The organism is Granulicella sp. L56 (assembly GCF_009765835.1).
Taxonomy (GTDB): Bacteria; Acidobacteriota; Terriglobia; order Terriglobales; family Acidobacteriaceae; genus Edaphobacter.
Genome location: NZ_LMUS01000006.1, coordinates 2,008,906 through 2,024,848 on the forward strand (window position 1 = coordinate 2,008,906; position 15,943 = coordinate 2,024,848).

The 15,943-nt window shown below is 58.4% G+C and carries 8 protein-coding genes; 4 read left to right on the top strand and 4 right to left on the bottom strand.

Going from position 1 to position 15,943, the window contains the following annotated elements; translation table 11 throughout:
• Window positions 1-133: 133 nt before the first annotated feature.
• From GSQ81_RS16130 to GSQ81_RS16145, 4 genes are all read right to left on the bottom strand, one after another.
• Entirely contained in the window at window positions 134-1,585 is a 1,452-nt protein-coding gene (locus tag GSQ81_RS16130) for an efflux transporter outer membrane subunit (protein ID WP_158911682.1), read from the bottom strand.
• On the bottom strand, window positions 1,585-2,817 hold the full coding sequence (locus tag GSQ81_RS16135) for an efflux RND transporter periplasmic adaptor subunit (protein ID WP_158911683.1): 1,233 nt from the start codon (window positions 2,815-2,817) through the stop codon (window positions 1,585-1,587). Before GSQ81_RS16135 ends, GSQ81_RS16130 begins: the two co-directional genes overlap by 1 nt.
• A complete protein-coding gene (locus tag GSQ81_RS16140) occupies window positions 2,814-5,987 on the bottom strand; it encodes an efflux RND transporter permease subunit (protein WP_158911684.1) in 3,174 nt (1,057 codons plus the stop codon). The genes GSQ81_RS16135 and GSQ81_RS16140 overlap by 4 nt, the downstream gene beginning before the upstream one ends.
• Before the next feature lie 220 nt (window positions 5,988-6,207).
• A complete protein-coding gene (locus GSQ81_RS16145) occupies window positions 6,208-7,422 on the bottom strand; it encodes an acyltransferase (protein WP_256369680.1) in 1,215 nt (404 codons plus the stop codon).
• 206 nt (window positions 7,423-7,628) lie between these two features.
• On the opposite strand from GSQ81_RS16145, the gene gyrB reads away from it, so the two are divergent.
• From gyrB to GSQ81_RS16165, 4 genes are all read left to right on the top strand, one after another.
• Window positions 7,629-10,274 carry a DNA topoisomerase (ATP-hydrolyzing) subunit B gene (gene gyrB / locus GSQ81_RS16150; protein ID WP_158911686.1) on the top strand — a complete coding sequence of 882 codons (2,646 nt, stop codon included), beginning with the start codon at window positions 7,629-7,631 and terminating at the stop codon, window positions 10,272-10,274.
• Between the two features lie 677 nt (window positions 10,275-10,951).
• The gene (locus GSQ81_RS16155; RefSeq protein WP_254060241.1) at window positions 10,952-12,226 is read left to right on the top strand and encodes a hypothetical protein; all 1,275 of its coding nucleotides are present in this window, start codon (window positions 10,952-10,954) and stop codon (window positions 12,224-12,226) included.
• A gap of 253 nt (window positions 12,227-12,479) precedes the next feature.
• Complete coding sequence (locus tag GSQ81_RS16160) at window positions 12,480-14,702, top strand: alpha-N-acetylglucosaminidase (protein WP_254060242.1); 2,223 nt, start codon at window positions 12,480-12,482, stop codon at window positions 14,700-14,702.
• A 19-nt stretch (window positions 14,703-14,721) separates the two neighbouring features.
• Window positions 14,722-15,873, top strand: coding sequence for an acyltransferase family protein (locus GSQ81_RS16165; protein ID WP_158911688.1), 1,152 nt, complete (start codon window positions 14,722-14,724; stop codon window positions 15,871-15,873).
• Window positions 15,874-15,943: the final 70 nt, after the last annotated feature.

Consider the following 15,943-nt stretch of genomic DNA (forward strand, 5'->3'; position numbering starts at 1 on the left):
AAGGGGCTTCCCGGCGATTATCGAACATTTCAAGGGAATAGGGGCATGTAACCGGAAAAGCGAGCTATTACCGGTTACATGCCACCTGCTGTAACCGGGTAAATGCGCTTTTAGTGGTTACATGAATCTGCGACTAGAGTTTTGGCAGATTCGTCGTGTTCCAGCCGCCGCCGAGGGCCTTGATGAGCAGGACGCTGGCGTCCATCTGGCGGCGCATGATGTCGATGTCGTTGCGCTCGTTGATGAGCGCTGTCGTCTGTGCGGTGACGACCTGAAGATAGGTGTCGATGCCGCCGACGTAGCGGTTGTTGAAGATCTGTTGTGCCGATTGCGCCGATTGCGTGGCCTGATGCTGGTGCGCTGCTTCTGCATTGAGGACGCGCAGAGCGGTGAGGTTGTCTTCAACCTGCTGGAATGCGGTGAGTGAGGTCTGGCGATAGTTGGCGACGGTCTCGTCGTATCCGGCAAGGGCCTGCTGCGATGCGGAGCGGCGACGGCCTGCGTCGAAGAAGGTCTCGGAGAGCGTGGGGCCGACGGCCCAGAGGAAGCTGGAGCGGCTGAGGAGGTTCGACAGCGCGGTGGACTCGTAGCCTACAGCACCGTTGAGCGAGAGGGTGGGGAAGTAGGCGGCGCGGGCGATGCCGATGCGGTCGTTGGCCTCGGCGACGCGGCGTTCGGCGGCGGCGATGTCCGGACGGCGCTCCAGAAGTTCCGAGGGCAGACCGATGGGAATGGCGGGAGGGCGCGCGTCGAGCGGAGTTGCGGCCAGCATGAAGGTCGCTGGCGGTTGGCCGATGAGGACGGCGATGGCGTGCTCGTATTGAGCGCGGAGCAGAGTGACATCGCTGGCTTCGACGCGTGCGGCTTCGAGCTGGGTGCGGGCCTGATCGACGTCGGACTGCGGAGCGACGCCGCCTTCGAAGCGGTTGTTGGTGATGCGGTAGGCGTCTTCGTAGTCCTTGACGGTGTCGTTGAGGAGCTTCTCTTCGGCGTCTGCGCTGCGGGCCTCGAAGTAGTCCATCGCAAGCTCGGCCTGCAGGCTGAGCAGGGCCGTCTGCATGTCGGCGGAGCTGGCCTGGGCCTCTTCGCGAGCGGCGTTGACGCCGTGGCGGATGCGTCCCCAGAGGTCGATCTCGTAGTTGAGGTCGAGCGGGATCTGCGTGTCGGCTGTGCTGTTGCTGGTCGTGGTGAAGTAAGGGCGGTTGGCGGATTCGCGCTCGCCAACTGCTGAGGGCGACGTGCCGATGGTTGGGTAGAGATTGGAACGGTTGTACTGGATCAGCGCGCGTGCCTGGCGGAAGCGTGCTTCGGCTGCCTTGAGGCTCTGATTTTCGGCGGCTACCTTTGGCTCAAGCTGATTGAGCTGGGGATCGTTGAAGATCGTCCACCAATCGCCGCGCAGGACGGTGTCGGCAGGCTGTGCGGGATGCCAGTCGGCGTCTTCCTTGAAGTTGCTGGTGGCGGCGGTCGACTCTTTGTAGTTGGGCGCGAGCGGGACGTTCGGCTTGGTGTACTTGGGCCCGACCATGCAGCCGGAGAGCAGCAGCGCGGCGAGTGTGGAGGTCGCGATGAGGTAACGGCTCATTACTCACCCGCCTGTTTCTGCTGGCTTACTTGTGCGACGTGCACCTGCTGGCCCTCGATGAGAGAGTCGGAGGGATCGAGGATGACTTCGTCGCTGGTCTTTAGATCGGCGGCGGCGACCTCGACGACCTGACCGGCGTCGTGCGTGATGGTGATGGGAACAAGGATGACCTTGTCGTCACGAACGACGCCGACGCGAAGGCCCTCGCTGCGGAAGAGCAGCGTGTTCGAGGGAATGGTGAGGTTGGCGATGCGCTCGGGCACCTTGAAGTGAACGAAGACGTAGGCGCCGGGCAGGAGCTGTCCCTTGGGGTTGTCGACATCGACCTCAACATTCAACGTGCGAGAGGCGGCGTCGATCATGTTGGAGTTGCGGGCGATGGTTCCTTTGAAGATCTGGCCGGGGAATTGATCGAGTGTGAGGGTCGCGGTGCTGCCGTTCTTGATGTCGCCTGCGTAGGCTTCGGGCACGGGGACGAAGACGCGAATCTTTTCGATCGAGGCGAGGTGGAAGAGCTCCTTGGGAGTGGTGTTGGAGCCGGCGTCGATCAGAGCGCCGACGTCGACGTTACGCACGGTGACGATGCCGTCGAAGGGAGCGTAGATCTTCTCGAACGACTGCAACTGTTGCAGGCGGCGGACGTTGGCCATGGCCGCATCGACGGCAGCTTTCTTTGCGGCGGCGTCGCCGGTGGCCTGATCGGTCTCCTGCTTGGAGACGGAGTTGGTCTTGAGCAGATTGATGTAGCGGGCGGCGGTGGTGTTGGCGAGATCGAGATTGGCTTCGGTGCTCTTGAGGTCGGCCTCGGCGACTTGTAGCTGCTGGTCCAGCTCGGGTGTCTCGATGGTGGCCATCAACTGGCCTTTGCGGACGCGAGCGCCGATGTCGAAGTACCAGTGCTGGAGATAGCCGCTGGTGCGGGCGTAGATCGGTGTATCGATGTAGGCCTGAGTGTTGCCGGGCAGCGAGATCTCGGGCGTAAGCGGAGCGGCCGAGGGATGAATGACGTTGACCGAAAGAATCGCCGCAGCCTCGGTGTGCTTTTCGAGCGTGTGTTCGTCGGCGCTGCGAGAGAGGATGCCGAAGATGATGACGACCAGAAGGACGATGGCGACCACGGCCAGGGCGATCCAGACACCGGCGGAGAAGCCACGTCTTTCAGGCGCGGAGTTTGGCAAGTGCGACGGTGTGGTCGTGTCTGTATTCATTTCGGCGTTCGTCTGGCTGCTCATACTAGCTCCTGAAATTCTTGTCCGATGGGTGTCTCTGGGTTCCGTTGGCGGCGGCCATGAAGAAGGGCGAAGACTGCGGGAACGAAGACCAGCGTGGCGACGGTGGCGCAGGAGAGGCCGCCGATGACGGCGCGCCCTAGAGGCGCGTTCTGCTCGCCGCCATCGCCGAGGCCGAGGGCCATGGGGATCATGCCGATGATCATAGCGAGCGCGGTCATGATGACGGGACGGAAGCGCGTGGCACCGGCTTCGAGCGCGGCGGTGACGGCGTCGCCGTGCTGATCGAGGCGTTCTTTCGCGAAGGAGACGACGAGGATGCTGTTGGCCGTCGCCACGCCCATGCACATGATGGCTCCCATCAGCGCGGGAACGCTGAGCGTGGTGTGCGTGACGAAGAGGAAGAGAACGATTCCAGCCAGCGCAGCGGGAAGCGCGGTAATGATGATGAAGGGATCGAGCCACGACTGGAAGTTGACTACGATCAGAAGGTAGACGAGAACGATGGCGAAGCCGAGGCCGGAGAGCAGACCGATGTACGAGGTCCGCATGGTTTCGATCTGGCCGCGGACACGGATGAAGCTGCCACGGGGCAATGACTTTTTGCTGGAATCGACGATCTTGTCGATCTGGCGGGAGACGGAGCCGAGGTCGCGGTCCTGCACGTTGCCGTAGATGTCGAGCACGCGGCGGATGTTGTAGTGGTTGACGACGGCCATCTCCGTACCGCGATGGATATCGGCGACGTCGGCCAGGATCTCGGGCGTCTTCATGGTCGGCGAGGTGATAGGGATGTTGCGCAGATCGCTGAGCGACTGAATATCGTACTGCGGAGCCTGAGCGACGATGCTGTAGTTGACGCCGTTTCTCGTGTTGAGAAAGAACATGGGGCTTAGCTGCGAGCTGCCGCTGAGGATGTTGACGATGCTGCCGCCTACGTCGTGCTCGGTATAGCCGCCTTGCGAGGCCTTGGTGCGGTCGACGCTGATGTTGAGGGTGGGATAGTCGTCGGGCTGCTGGATGCGCAGATCGACGAGGCCGGGGACTTGGCGTAGCTGGCGGAGGATGTCGTTGGCGACTGTGCGATTGCCTGCGATGTTGGCGCCTTCGAGTTGCACGTCGATTGGGGAAGGCAGGCCGAAGTTGAGGATCTGGGTGACGATGTCGGACGGCAGGAAGTAAAAGATGGTTCCGGGAAACTCGCGCGCGAGCTTGTCGCGGAGGGCGTCAACGTATTTCTCGGTGGGGTGGTGGTCCTCTTTGAGGGAGACGAGGATGTCGGCGTCGCCTGCTCCGATGAGGCCGGAGGTGGCGTGCTGGAAGTTCAGCGGGCTGTAAGGGAGGCCGATGTTGTCGAGGATGTTGTCCAGCTCGGACGATGGCACGGTACGGCGGATGGACTGCTCGACGAGATCGCAGAGGCGGGCCGTCTCTTCAATGCGGGTGCCGCTCTTGGCGCGAACATGAAGGATGAACGAGCCGTTGTCGGTGTTGGGGAAGAAGTTCTGCCCAAGGAATGGGAGCAGGATGAAGGCGCAGAGGCAGAGCACGATGAAGATTGGAACGAAGATCAGGCGCACCTGAATCAGACGGTCGAGAATGCCCTGATAGGTGAGGCGGACGCGCTCGAAGCCTCGCTCGAAGCTGCGCTGGAAGCGGGCAAAGATGTTGCGCGAGGGCGCGGCGTGGCTGTCGTGCGCTTTGAGCAGATACATCGCCATGGTCGGCACCAGGGTTCGCGACAGGACGTAGGAGGCGAGCATGGCGAAGACGACGGCTTCGGCGAGCGGGACGAAGAGGTAGCGGGAGACGCCGCTGAGGAAGAACATCGGCAGGAAGACGATGCAGATGCAGAGGGTGGAGACGAGGGCGGGGATGGAGATTTGCGCCGCGCCGTTGAGGATGGCTTCGTGGAGGGCCTGCCCCTCTTCGAGATAGCGCTCGATATTTTCGATGGTGACGGTGGCGTCGTCGACGAGGATGCCGACGGCGAGGGCGAGGCCGCCCAGCGTCATGATGTTGATGGTTTCGCCAAGGAAGCTGAGGATGATGATCGAGGTAAGGATCGACAGCGGAATGGAGATGCCGATGATGACCGTGCTGCGCCAGCTTCCGAGGAAGAGCAGGATCATGAGGCCGGTGAGGACGGCGGCGATGATGGCTTCGCGGATGACGCCATCGATGGAGGCGCGGACGAAGAGGGACTGGTCGCCGAGGAGCCTGATATTGAGCTCAGGCGGAAGGGTGGTTTTAAGCTGCGGCAGCATGGCGCGGATTCCACCGACCACGCTAAGGGTGGACGCTTTGCCTGACTTCAAGACGCTGATGAGCACGCCGCGATGGCCGTCCTGCCGGACGACGTTGGTCTGCGGAATGCTGCCGTCGGTGACAGTGGCGACATCGCGAATGTAGACGGTAGCGCCGTTGATCTGGCGTACCGGGATATTGCTGATGCCTTCAACCGTGATCGGGGAGGAGTTGAGAACGACGTCGTACTCGTCCATACCGATCTTGGCGGTGCCGCCGGGCTGGACGACATTTTGCTGCGACATGGCATTGAGGACGTCAGTAGGCGATAACCCCTTAGACTGCAATAATTTGGGCTTAAGCTCGATCATGACGGAGCGCTGCTGGCCGCCATAGACGTTGGGCACGATGGCGCCGGGGATGGTGATGAGCTGGGGGCGGACGAAGTTGAGGCCAAGATCGTTCAACTGCTGCTCGGACAGGCCCTTTCCAGAGAGGCCGAGCTGGAGGATGGGAACGCTGGAGGCGCTGAAGTCGATGATCTCCGGCGGGAGGATGCCGGGGGGGAGCGACTTGAGCATGTACTGCGAAGTAGCGCTTACCTGGGCGTTGGCGGTATCGAGGCTGGCACCGGGCTGGAGATAGATCTTAACGACGACCCAACCGTTAACGGTGGTGGATTCGATGTGCTGAACGTTGTCGACCAGCGCGGTGACGGCCTTCTCGAACGGTGTGGTGACGCGGCCTTCGAGCTCTTCGGGGTTGAGGCCGGTATAGCTCCAGGCGCAGGAGACGACGGGGATATCGATGTTGGGAAAGATGTCGGTCGGCGTGCGCAGGATGACGACCGGGGCCGCGATGAGGATGAGGATCGCCAGCACGATGAAGGTGTAGGGCCGGTTAAGGGCTAGTTTTACGATCCACATTAAGGGAAGCCTCTTACGCTCGCAGGGGCAGCGCGTCACTTTAAATTAGAGTAAGCCAGCCTTCGACATATCTCATTAGACACAGGCGCGCGAGAAAAATATGCAGTTTGCGCGATAATCGAATTTATGGTGCGGATATCGTGATTTGCCAGTCCTCTCGGATCGTCACTGAAGAAGATTCGAGCGTATTGGCTATTGGTTGATTGCCAGGCGATACAGCCTATGCGGAGATGCTTTCGCGAGGCAGAAGCTGTTCAGAGGGCCCTGTTGGCTTTGGCTGGTTGTAGTCAAAGTAGCGTTTCATGCGCAGGAATTTCTTCTCGTAGAGGTGATAACTGAGATATGCGGCAGCTATACCGATGGCCAGCGAGATGAACCCCGCACCGATGACAGCCAGCAGCTTGTTATGCGTGACGGCCAGGATATGAATGCGGAAATAGTGAACGAAGAAGGGCAGAAAGATCACATGCAGCACGTAGATGCCATAGCTGTATTTTCCGAAGAAACGTAACGGCGCCAGTTCGAAGAACCAGAGGCCAACCGACCGGGGACGAAGGGCCCATGCGATCAGGCAGCTAAAGCCGAGTGCAAGGACGGTATAGCGGAGGCCTTCGACCCAGAAGATTCCGGATGGAGGCGCATGGGGGTCCAGGCCGAGGATGGAGACGGAGAGGATGACGATACCGGTCGCGGCGATAAAGCCAAGCGGTGCGAACTGGAGAGTCCGGGCCCAGTAGCGCGAACGGTAGATAAGCGCCAGCGCACCTCCCAACAGCAGCGAGTCAGCGCGGCAAAGGGTATTGACGTGGATGTCTATGGGCGGCGTACCGTGAGCGAGGAGGACGAGGCGAAGCAGAAGCGCTGTGGCGGAGATAAGCAGGGTGGTGTAGAAGAGCTTTCGCTTGTCGCGAATGAAAAAGACGACAGCCGGCCAGACGAGATAAAACTGCTCCTCTACAGCGAGCGACCAGAAGTGATAGATGCCGACCTGGGGGCTGGGTAGAAAGGTGGTAATCTGCGTCGGCCGAAGGTTCTGAAGATATCCGAGCAAAAGCCAGCCCATCCCGTTCCAGTGGAGGTGAAGGAGTGGGGTGAGCAGAAAAAGGACTATAAGGACGCCGTAGTAGAGCGGGAAAATTCTGAGAACCCGGCGGGCGTAAAACTTGGAGAAAAATCCCTGGTCAGCGGAGGTGTCGAATAGGATTCCGGTAATGAGGAAGCCCGAGAGGACGAAGAAGAGGTCTACGCCAAAAAAACCGTAGTAGAAGAGGCCTCCAATAAAGCGGACCAGAGGTCCCCCGGCCCGGGCGTTCGATTCAAAACCATGCGAAAAGAGCACCATGAGGATGGCAACTCCTCGAACACCATCGAGTGAGCGGAGATGACCTCGGCCAGCGTGCCGAACGTGCGGCGATTGGGGGGGAGGAGGAGGCATCGACACAAGAAAAAGGTAGCACAAGCGGGGGCGCGGCGTGGTTTCCCGGGGAGGCGCGGCGGTGCCTGCGCGTGGTATACTTGAGATATCGAAAACCACGTCCGGACGTGAGCAAAGTGCTGGATTGACGCGGCTTTTGCGAATATATGAGCAGCACCGTTCCGAGCGGTTTCCCGAGCATCTCAGCTACGGCTGCATGGAGTTACATGGCAACGACGGCTATCCCCACCGAGACCGAGCTTTCCGCACTTCAACCCGACACGGCAAACTCAGCGCCCCAAAAAGAGGGTGGCGGGTATTCTGCTGAAAACATTACGGTTCTGGAAGGCCTCGCGGCGGTACGCCTGCGTCCGGCGATGTATATCGGCTCGACCGGCGAGCAGGGACTGCATCACCTGGTCTATGAAGTGGTCGACAACTCGGTGGACGAGGCGCTGGGCGGCCATGCGACGCGGATCGATGTGACCATTCATGTCGATAACTCGATCACGGTGGTCGATGACGGGCGCGGTATTCCGGTGGACGACAAGGTCATCAACGGAGAGAAGATGCCTGCGGTGCAGGTGGTCCTGACCATGCTCCATGCCGGTGGCAAGTTTGATGCCTCCAACTACAAAGTTTCGGGTGGACTGCACGGCGTCGGCGTGAGCTGCGTGAATGCGCTGAGCGAAGAGTTCGATGTCGAGATCTGGCGCGATGGCCATGCCTGGGAGCAGGACTATTCGAAGGGCGCGCCGATCAGCACGCTGCGCAAGATGGGGCCGAGCAAGCGCAAGGGAACGAAGGTTCACTTCCTGCCGGACAAGAGCATCTTTACCGTCACGGAGTTCAGCTACGACACGCTGGCCCAGCGGCTGCGCGAGCTTGCCTTTCTGAACAAGGGCCTTGAGATTCACCTGACGGACGAGCGCACCACCGATGCGAAGACGGGCGAGAGCAAGCACCAGGAGTTCAAGTACGTCGGCGGCATTGCGGAGTTCATCAAGCTTCTGAACAAGGGCAAGGCGGTGCTGCACGAGAAGCCGATCTACATGGAGGCCGAGCGCGATAACGTGGCCATGGAGATTGGGCTGCAATATAACGACGCTTACTCCGAGACGGTCTTTACCTTTGCCAATAACATCAACACGGTTGACGGCGGAACGCACCTTTCGGGTTTCAAGACGGCGCTGACGAGGACGATCAATGCGGCTGGGCAGTCGCTTGGACTGTTCAAAGACGTGAAAGAAAATCTGAGCGGCGATGACGTGCGCGAAGGGCTTGTGGTCGTCATCAGCGTGAAGCTTTCGCAGCCTCAGTTTGAGGGACAGACCAAGGGCAAGCTGAACTCCGATATCGCGGGAACGGTGCAGGCGTTTGTGAACGAGCGGCTGGGTGGGTTCCTGGAACAGAATCCTTCGGTGGCGAAGAAGATCATCAACAAGGCGATTGACGCTGCCCGTGCGCGTGAGGCTGCGCGCAAGGCTCGCGACCTGACTCGGCGCAAGGGTGCGCTCGATGGTGGCGGATTGCCGGGCAAGCTGGCGGACTGCTCTGAGCGGCAGCCTGACCGCTGCGAACTCTACCTCGTCGAGGGAGAGAGCGCCGGTGGCACGGCCAAGCAGGGACGCGACCGTAAGTTTCAGGCGATCCTTCCGTTGAAGGGTAAGATCCTCAACGTCGAGAAGGCGCGGTACGACAAGATGCTGGGGCACGAAGAAATTCGCGCCATGATTACAGCGCTTGGCTGCGGCATCGGCAAGGACGACTTCGACGCCAGCAAGCTGCGCTACGGCAAGCTGATCCTGATGACCGATGCTGACGTCGACGGATCGCACATTCGTACGCTGCTGCTGACCTTCTTCTTCCGGCATATGACGGAGTTGATCAAGCGCGGTCATGTGTATATCGCGCAGCCACCCCTCTATCGCATCAAGAAGGGCAAGTTCGAGCAGTACATCAAGGACGACCGCGAGTATGTGAGTGTCATGGTCAAGCGCGCCTCCGACGGCATGGTGATTCGCTATGGCGAGGGCGGGGCGAGTCTTGAAGGCGCTGCGCTGACGAAGTTCATGACGCAGTTGAACGACTATCTCGGCTTCTTCGACAAGGTGCAGAAGCGGTTGCGCAATGAAGAAGTGACGCAGGCGTTTGCCGAGATCTTCGCGCAGGAGGGCAAGGACTCGGCGCGGCGCGTGGACTTTGAATCGCCGGAGAAGCTGAAGACGATGCAGCAGCGTCTGGAAGCCATGGCCAAGACCTACCAGTTCAAGCATGTGAGCGATGTGGTGTTCGATGAAGAGCATCGGATGTATTCGGTGAACTTCACCGACGCTCAGGGCGCAGTGCGGCCGATCGACTGGTCGCTGGCTTCTACCGCGGAGAGCCGCCAGATGCTGGGCAAGCACGCGCAGATTCGCGAAGAGCTGAAGGGGCCGTTCTTCATCGAGTACTCGGCGAAGACCAAGAAAGAAGCGGCGGCCGAAGAGGCTGAAGAGGCGGCGTCGGAAGAAGGTGTAGCGGAGACCGCAACTGCTCCTGGCACTGCGCTTGAGGCCAAGCCGGGCAAACGTGCGAGCAAGGCTTCGCACGATCCGGTGGAGAAGAAGACAGCGCGCGAGGTGTTCGAGTATGTCATCGAGCAGGGGCGCAAGGAGTACCAGGTACAGCGGTACAAGGGTCTGGGCGAGATGACGGCTCCGCAGCTTTGGGACACGACGATGGACCCGGAACGACGCACGCTGCTTCAGGTGAAGCTCGAAGATCTGGCTGCCTGTGAGGAGATCTTTACCACGCTGATGGGCGAAGACGTCGAGAGCCGCCGCAAGTTCATTGAAGAAAATGCGCTGGATGTGAAGAACCTCGATATTTAGAGATAGAGAATTTGTAGTCGGACAGAGGCATTGAGATTCTGGACACAGAACGTGGGATTTTTGGATAGAGAAGGCGCCCATAAGCCTCGGAGGTCCGGGAAGCGAGAGGTCGCCGCAATCGACCTGACCCCGGACCTCTCGATCATCTCTTGCTGATCGCTGCCTCGATCTTCAAGCGGCTAATGCCTGACTCTCTCCACACTTCTTCGATCGCAGGTTAATACACTGTCAATTCGAAGAGAGTCATCGTGTTCTGGGTCGGTTCCGGCATGATTCTGTCGTACTCCTCCTGGAGAAGGTCTGATTAAGTCCCCAATGATTCCCCTCAGAGGCTAAAGCCTCTTTGCATAAGAATGACTTACGACGCGGCTGAAGCCGCGTCTCTTCAAAACCGCCGCTGATCGTTTGCAGCATCTGAAGGCGGCGAACCTCATGAATGTATTGTTTGGTTGCATGGGCCCAGAGTTCTTCTCTGGCCCCCAGTATTTACATGGTTCTGCTCGTTCCGATAAGCATTTGTAAGCGCCATTTGAAAGGGGATGTGGGCTCAGATCGTAAAAGATTAGTTAGCTCGACTATTATCCTGATAGGAAGAAATTGTGATCAAGGCAAATTCCATACCTAGTCAAGACCCATCTCCGGCAGTCCAAGCACCCCTGCGGATGGTCGATGAGCGGATGGAACTTCTGCAACAGGTCTTATCTTCCCGCACCTTTGCTAAATCTGTGCGGCTCACCCGATTTCTCGAGTTCATCTGCTTACGCACGATTGAGGGCAACTCTCGCGAACTCAATGAGCAGCAGATCGGTATTCACGTCTTTGCGAGGTCGCCGGCGTATAGCGCTTCGGATGACAGCATTGTCCGGACGCAGGCCCGGCTGCTCCGCCAACGGTTGGAAGAGTTTTTCGAACATGAGTGCCCAGCTTGTCCGGTCGTGATCTCGATTCCGAAGGGTGGGTACGTTCCGGTCTTCGAGCCGCGAAGCAATACTTCCAAAGTGCCTGTCTACAGTGGGGGAGCGTCCACAAGGACAGACGATCCTCAAGTAAGCCGTTCTGTTCTGGAGAGCGGAGATGCTGACACGAGACATGGCCGGCGCCGAAAATACGGCGCCATTGTGGCCGGAGCAGCAGTAGTTCTTCTGGGACTGCTGGGTGCTTATTTCTGGTTCAGCAATCGGAGTCAGGGGCCATCGGAGGCGCTCTGGTCCAGCATCTTTAATAGTGGCCGTTCCGTCGTGATTGTTCCATCGGATGATGCCCTGGTCCTGTTTGAAGAGCTGACGCAGAGGGCAGTGCCACTGGACGAATATCTCAGCGGAAGCTACCTGGAGAAGTCAACCCTTCCACATGCTGGAACGGCACCTCTGACCTCCGACTGGTTCGCTGCGCATCAGTACACAAGCAGTGCAGATCTGAACCTCGCCATGCGACTCAGCCGGTTGCCCGAGGCCGGTAAGGTGAAAGTCGAGGCACGCAATGCGCGCGTCTTGCGCATCGACGATCTCAAGAGCAACAATGTGATTCTGATCGGTGGAATCGGAGCCAATCCCTGGATTGGACTGTTCTCTGATCGTCTGAACTTCGATGTCAATTATGACTGGAAGTCCTCGGAAGGGTATGTCTTAAATAAGCATCCCGCAAAAGGGGAGGCCTCGATCTATAAGGACGCAATTTCCGCGGATGGGACCCGGCGCAGCTATGGTGTGCTTGCCTACCTTCCGGGAATCGAAGATAACGGGCAGGCTGTGCTCTTCGAGGGAACTGGTATGGCAGGGACGGAAGCGGCTGCAGACTTTCCCTTCAATCCCATTTCATTTCGAAGTTTTGCTCAACAGATCGGAGCCACCTCTGGCAAGATGCCATACTTCGAGGCCCTGATTGAAACGACAAGTATTGCGGGTAACGCTCCCGAGGCGCGCCTGGTTGGCTACCGCTTGATCAAACCTTAATCCTCTGTGATTGGTTTTATCTCATTCCATTGATGGAGAGCTCGTCCTTTGTTAAGGATGTGCCTGATCCTATTTGTCTCTGATTAAGTGAAAGTCTGTGTAACAACATCGATTTGACGGTGAAAAGCGGGCTGGAAACGGTGAAATTGCTTAACAGTTCTGGATGAGCAGTGAATACTCGGCACATCGAGGCGCTCTTCCATCCGTGTGGACACGACGTAAATTTATCGAAGCTTCCTGCGCTGGCGTCGGAGTGGCACTAGCCACAGTCGACCTGGATGCGACGGCGCAAGAGTCTGCCAGCCGGGCACGCCCACGAACCACTCGCCCAACCTATTCTTCTCAGCAGACGGCAGTATCGTCTGCCCGGGGTGTACTTAGCCGTCAGCTTGGCGCGCGGGCGACCGAGTTCGACCTGGCATGGATTCCGCTCGCCGATGGTCGAGAGGTCTATGAGATCGAGGCAATCGCAGGCCGTGTAAAGGTCTCAGGGAGTAGCGGTAGTGCTCTCTGCCGGGGAGTGTATAGCTATCTCCGGGAAGCCTGCAATGCCATGATCACCTGGAGCGGATCCCATCTGGAACTTCCTTCCCCCCTGCCAGAGTTCGCTCATCGGCGTGTTGCCTGCCCGTACAAGTTCGTTCAATATCTGAATCCTTGCACCTATGGCTACACGATGGCGTTCTGGGACTGGGCGCGGTGGGAGCGCGAACTGGACTGGATGGCTTTGCACGGCATCAATATGCCGCTCGCCATGGAAGGTCAGGAGGCGATCTGGCAGAGAGTGTGGCTTTCGCTCGGACTCACTCAGGCGGAGATCAACCAGTTTTTTGTCGGTCCTGCTCATCTGCCATGGCACCGTATGGGCAATATCGACAACCTTGATGGTCCACTCCCGCAGAACTGGGTCGACGAAAAATGTGTGCTTCAGGGAAAGATTCTTGACCGGATGCGCGAGCTTGGAATGAAGCCAGTAGCCCCAGCCTTTGCTGGATTCGTCCCGCAGGGGTTCAAGCGACTCCATCCCGATGTTGAGACCTTTACGCTGCTCTGGTTGCCGGAGGAGTTCAAGACAATCCCTCGCAGCACCAGAACGTTCATTCTTCATCCCGGTGAGGCAGCTCTCTACCAACAGATCGGCAAGAAGTTTATTGAGGAGTACAAAGCCGAGTACGGCGAGGTCGAATACTACCTTGCAGATACCTTCAACGAGCTTGCCGTGCCTGTCAGCGAGGACCATCGTTATGAGGACCTCGAACGTTTCGGACGGACGATCTTCGAAGGCATACAGGCCGGTGATCCGAACGGCACATGGGTGATGCAGGGCTGGCTCTTTGTCTACGACTCCGCCTTCTGGGACAACCCCTCGGTCGAAGCTCTGCTGCGAGGCGTGCCGAACGATCGCATGTTGATCATCGATTACGCCAATGACCTCGCGCCTTCGGTACGAGGCAAGTACGCTCCGGGCCAATGGAAGCTGCAAAAGGCGTTTTTTGGCAAGCAATGGATCAACGGCATGGCTCATACCTTCGGTGGAAACAACAACATCAAGGGAAATCTGGCGCTCATGGCAACAGAGCCCGCAGCCGTATTGGCGAGCGAGCAGCGGGGAAATCTAGTCGGCTGGGGCATGTGCCCCGAAGGAATTGAGAACAATGAGGTCGTATATGAGTTGATGACCGACGCTGGATGGCGCAGCGAAGCGATCGACCTCAGCGTGTGGATTCCTCAATATTGTATGGCGCGTTATGGTGTTTCTCCTGCAGCCATGCATCAAGCCTGGACGTTGCTGCTTGAGAGTGCCTACAGCGCTCACATCTGGATGACAAAGCAGGCATGGCAGGCAGAGCCTAGCAATCACCCGGTTGCAGCCTCAGTCGATGCGGGGCCTGCATTTCAGAAGGCTGTAGAACTTTTTCTCTCCTGCGCGCCAGAGCTATCGCACAACGAACTCTATCGCAACGATCTTATCGAGCTGGTGGCTCAGGCCGTGGGCGGCCATGTCGACCAGGCGCTGGCGCTGGCAGTTCAGGCAGCCGATGCCAAACAGCACGCGGTCGCGGATGAGAATGCTGGGCGTGCCCTCTCATGGATGAACCGCATCGACGCCCTGATGAACCTGCGCCCCGACCGGCGCCTGGAATCATGGACAGAGGCCGCGCGCTCATGGGCCAAGAGCGACGACGAGGCTGCTTACTATGATGAAAATGCCCGTCAACTTATCACCACATGGGGATGGCCGGAGCTCTCGGACTATGCCTCCCGCGTCTGGTCCGGGCTTATCCGCGATTACTACGCCGCGCGCTGGTCGGCGTACTTCAAGAGCCGTCGCTTGGACAGCCGGTTCTCGCTCGATCTATGGCAGCAGACCTGGCTGTCGTCACCCTATCGTCCGAGCGATCCCATGCCGGTGCCAGATCTGATCGTCGAGTCGCAGAAGCTGCTCGAAGAATGTCGCTGCTACGTCGCATCGTAGGCAAGAAGAGGAGGTATCTATGTCGCCCGGCTCTGAAACACTGCATGTCGCACCCAAGCCATCATCGCGGCTTCTATCGATCGATGTTATGCGCGGCATCACCGTTGGGTTCATGATCCTCGTCAACAACAACGGCCAGAACAACCTGGCCTACCGTGCAATGAACCACTCCCCATGGAGCGGATTTACGCCCACCGATCTGGTCTTCCCCACGTTTTTATTCATTATGGGTGTCTCGATTGTGCTCTCCTTTGGCGCTCGCAAAGCGCAGTCCACACCGAAGAGTGAGCTACTGCTTCACATCCTGCGGCGTTTCGTTTTGCTGGTGCTGCTGGGGCTCGTAGTAAATGGATTCCCCTACTTTCATCTCCATACCTTACGAATCTATGGCGTATTACAACGCATTGCAGTCTGCTATCTCCTGGCGAGTCTGCTGCAGTTGCTGACTGATCGCGTTGCGCCTCGGATCGCACTTTTTGTGCTCGCGCTTGCAGGGTATTGGGTGCTGCTGCGCTGGGTCCCGGTACCCGGCCATGGCATGCCAGGTAGAGAATTTCCTCTACTCGATCCGGATATCAACCTCGTTGCCTATGTCGACCGGCATATCTTCCCTCATCGTCTCTTTGAAGGCACGCGTGACCCGGAGGGGCTGCTAAGCGATATTCCTTCGTTTGCCAGCACGCTATTGGGAATGATTGCCGGTTGGTGGCTGAAGAGTGTGCGCCCATCTTTCGACAAAGTTAAGGGGTTAGTGATCAGCGGAGTGCTGTTGCTCACAGCGGGACTGGTCTGGGCACAGAGTTTTCCAATCAACAAAAAACTCTGGACTAGTTCTTACGTTCTCTACGCTGGGGGCTGGAGTGCTCTGATCCTGGCCGCATGTTATTTCGCGTTGGAGATCAAGCAGTGGAAGGGGCGATGGACCTATCCGTGGGTGGTCTTCGGTACCAATGCGATCACCGCATACGTTCTCTCTGAACTACTGTCGTCCGCCGTCGCAGTCTTTCATGTCAACTCCAATCAGTCATTTCAACAGTTCGTATACTCCGGCTTCTTTTACTACATCGGAACGCCCGCGTTCGGTTCGCTCGTCTACTCGATCGTCTTCGCGGCGATCTGCTGGATCCCAGCGTGGCTACTTTATCGCAAGCGCATCTTCATCAAGCTTTAGTACTTAAAACCTGGCCGCTTTATGCATGAATTGCAAAACCAATCGAAGAACTTACACAAAGTTGGAAGGA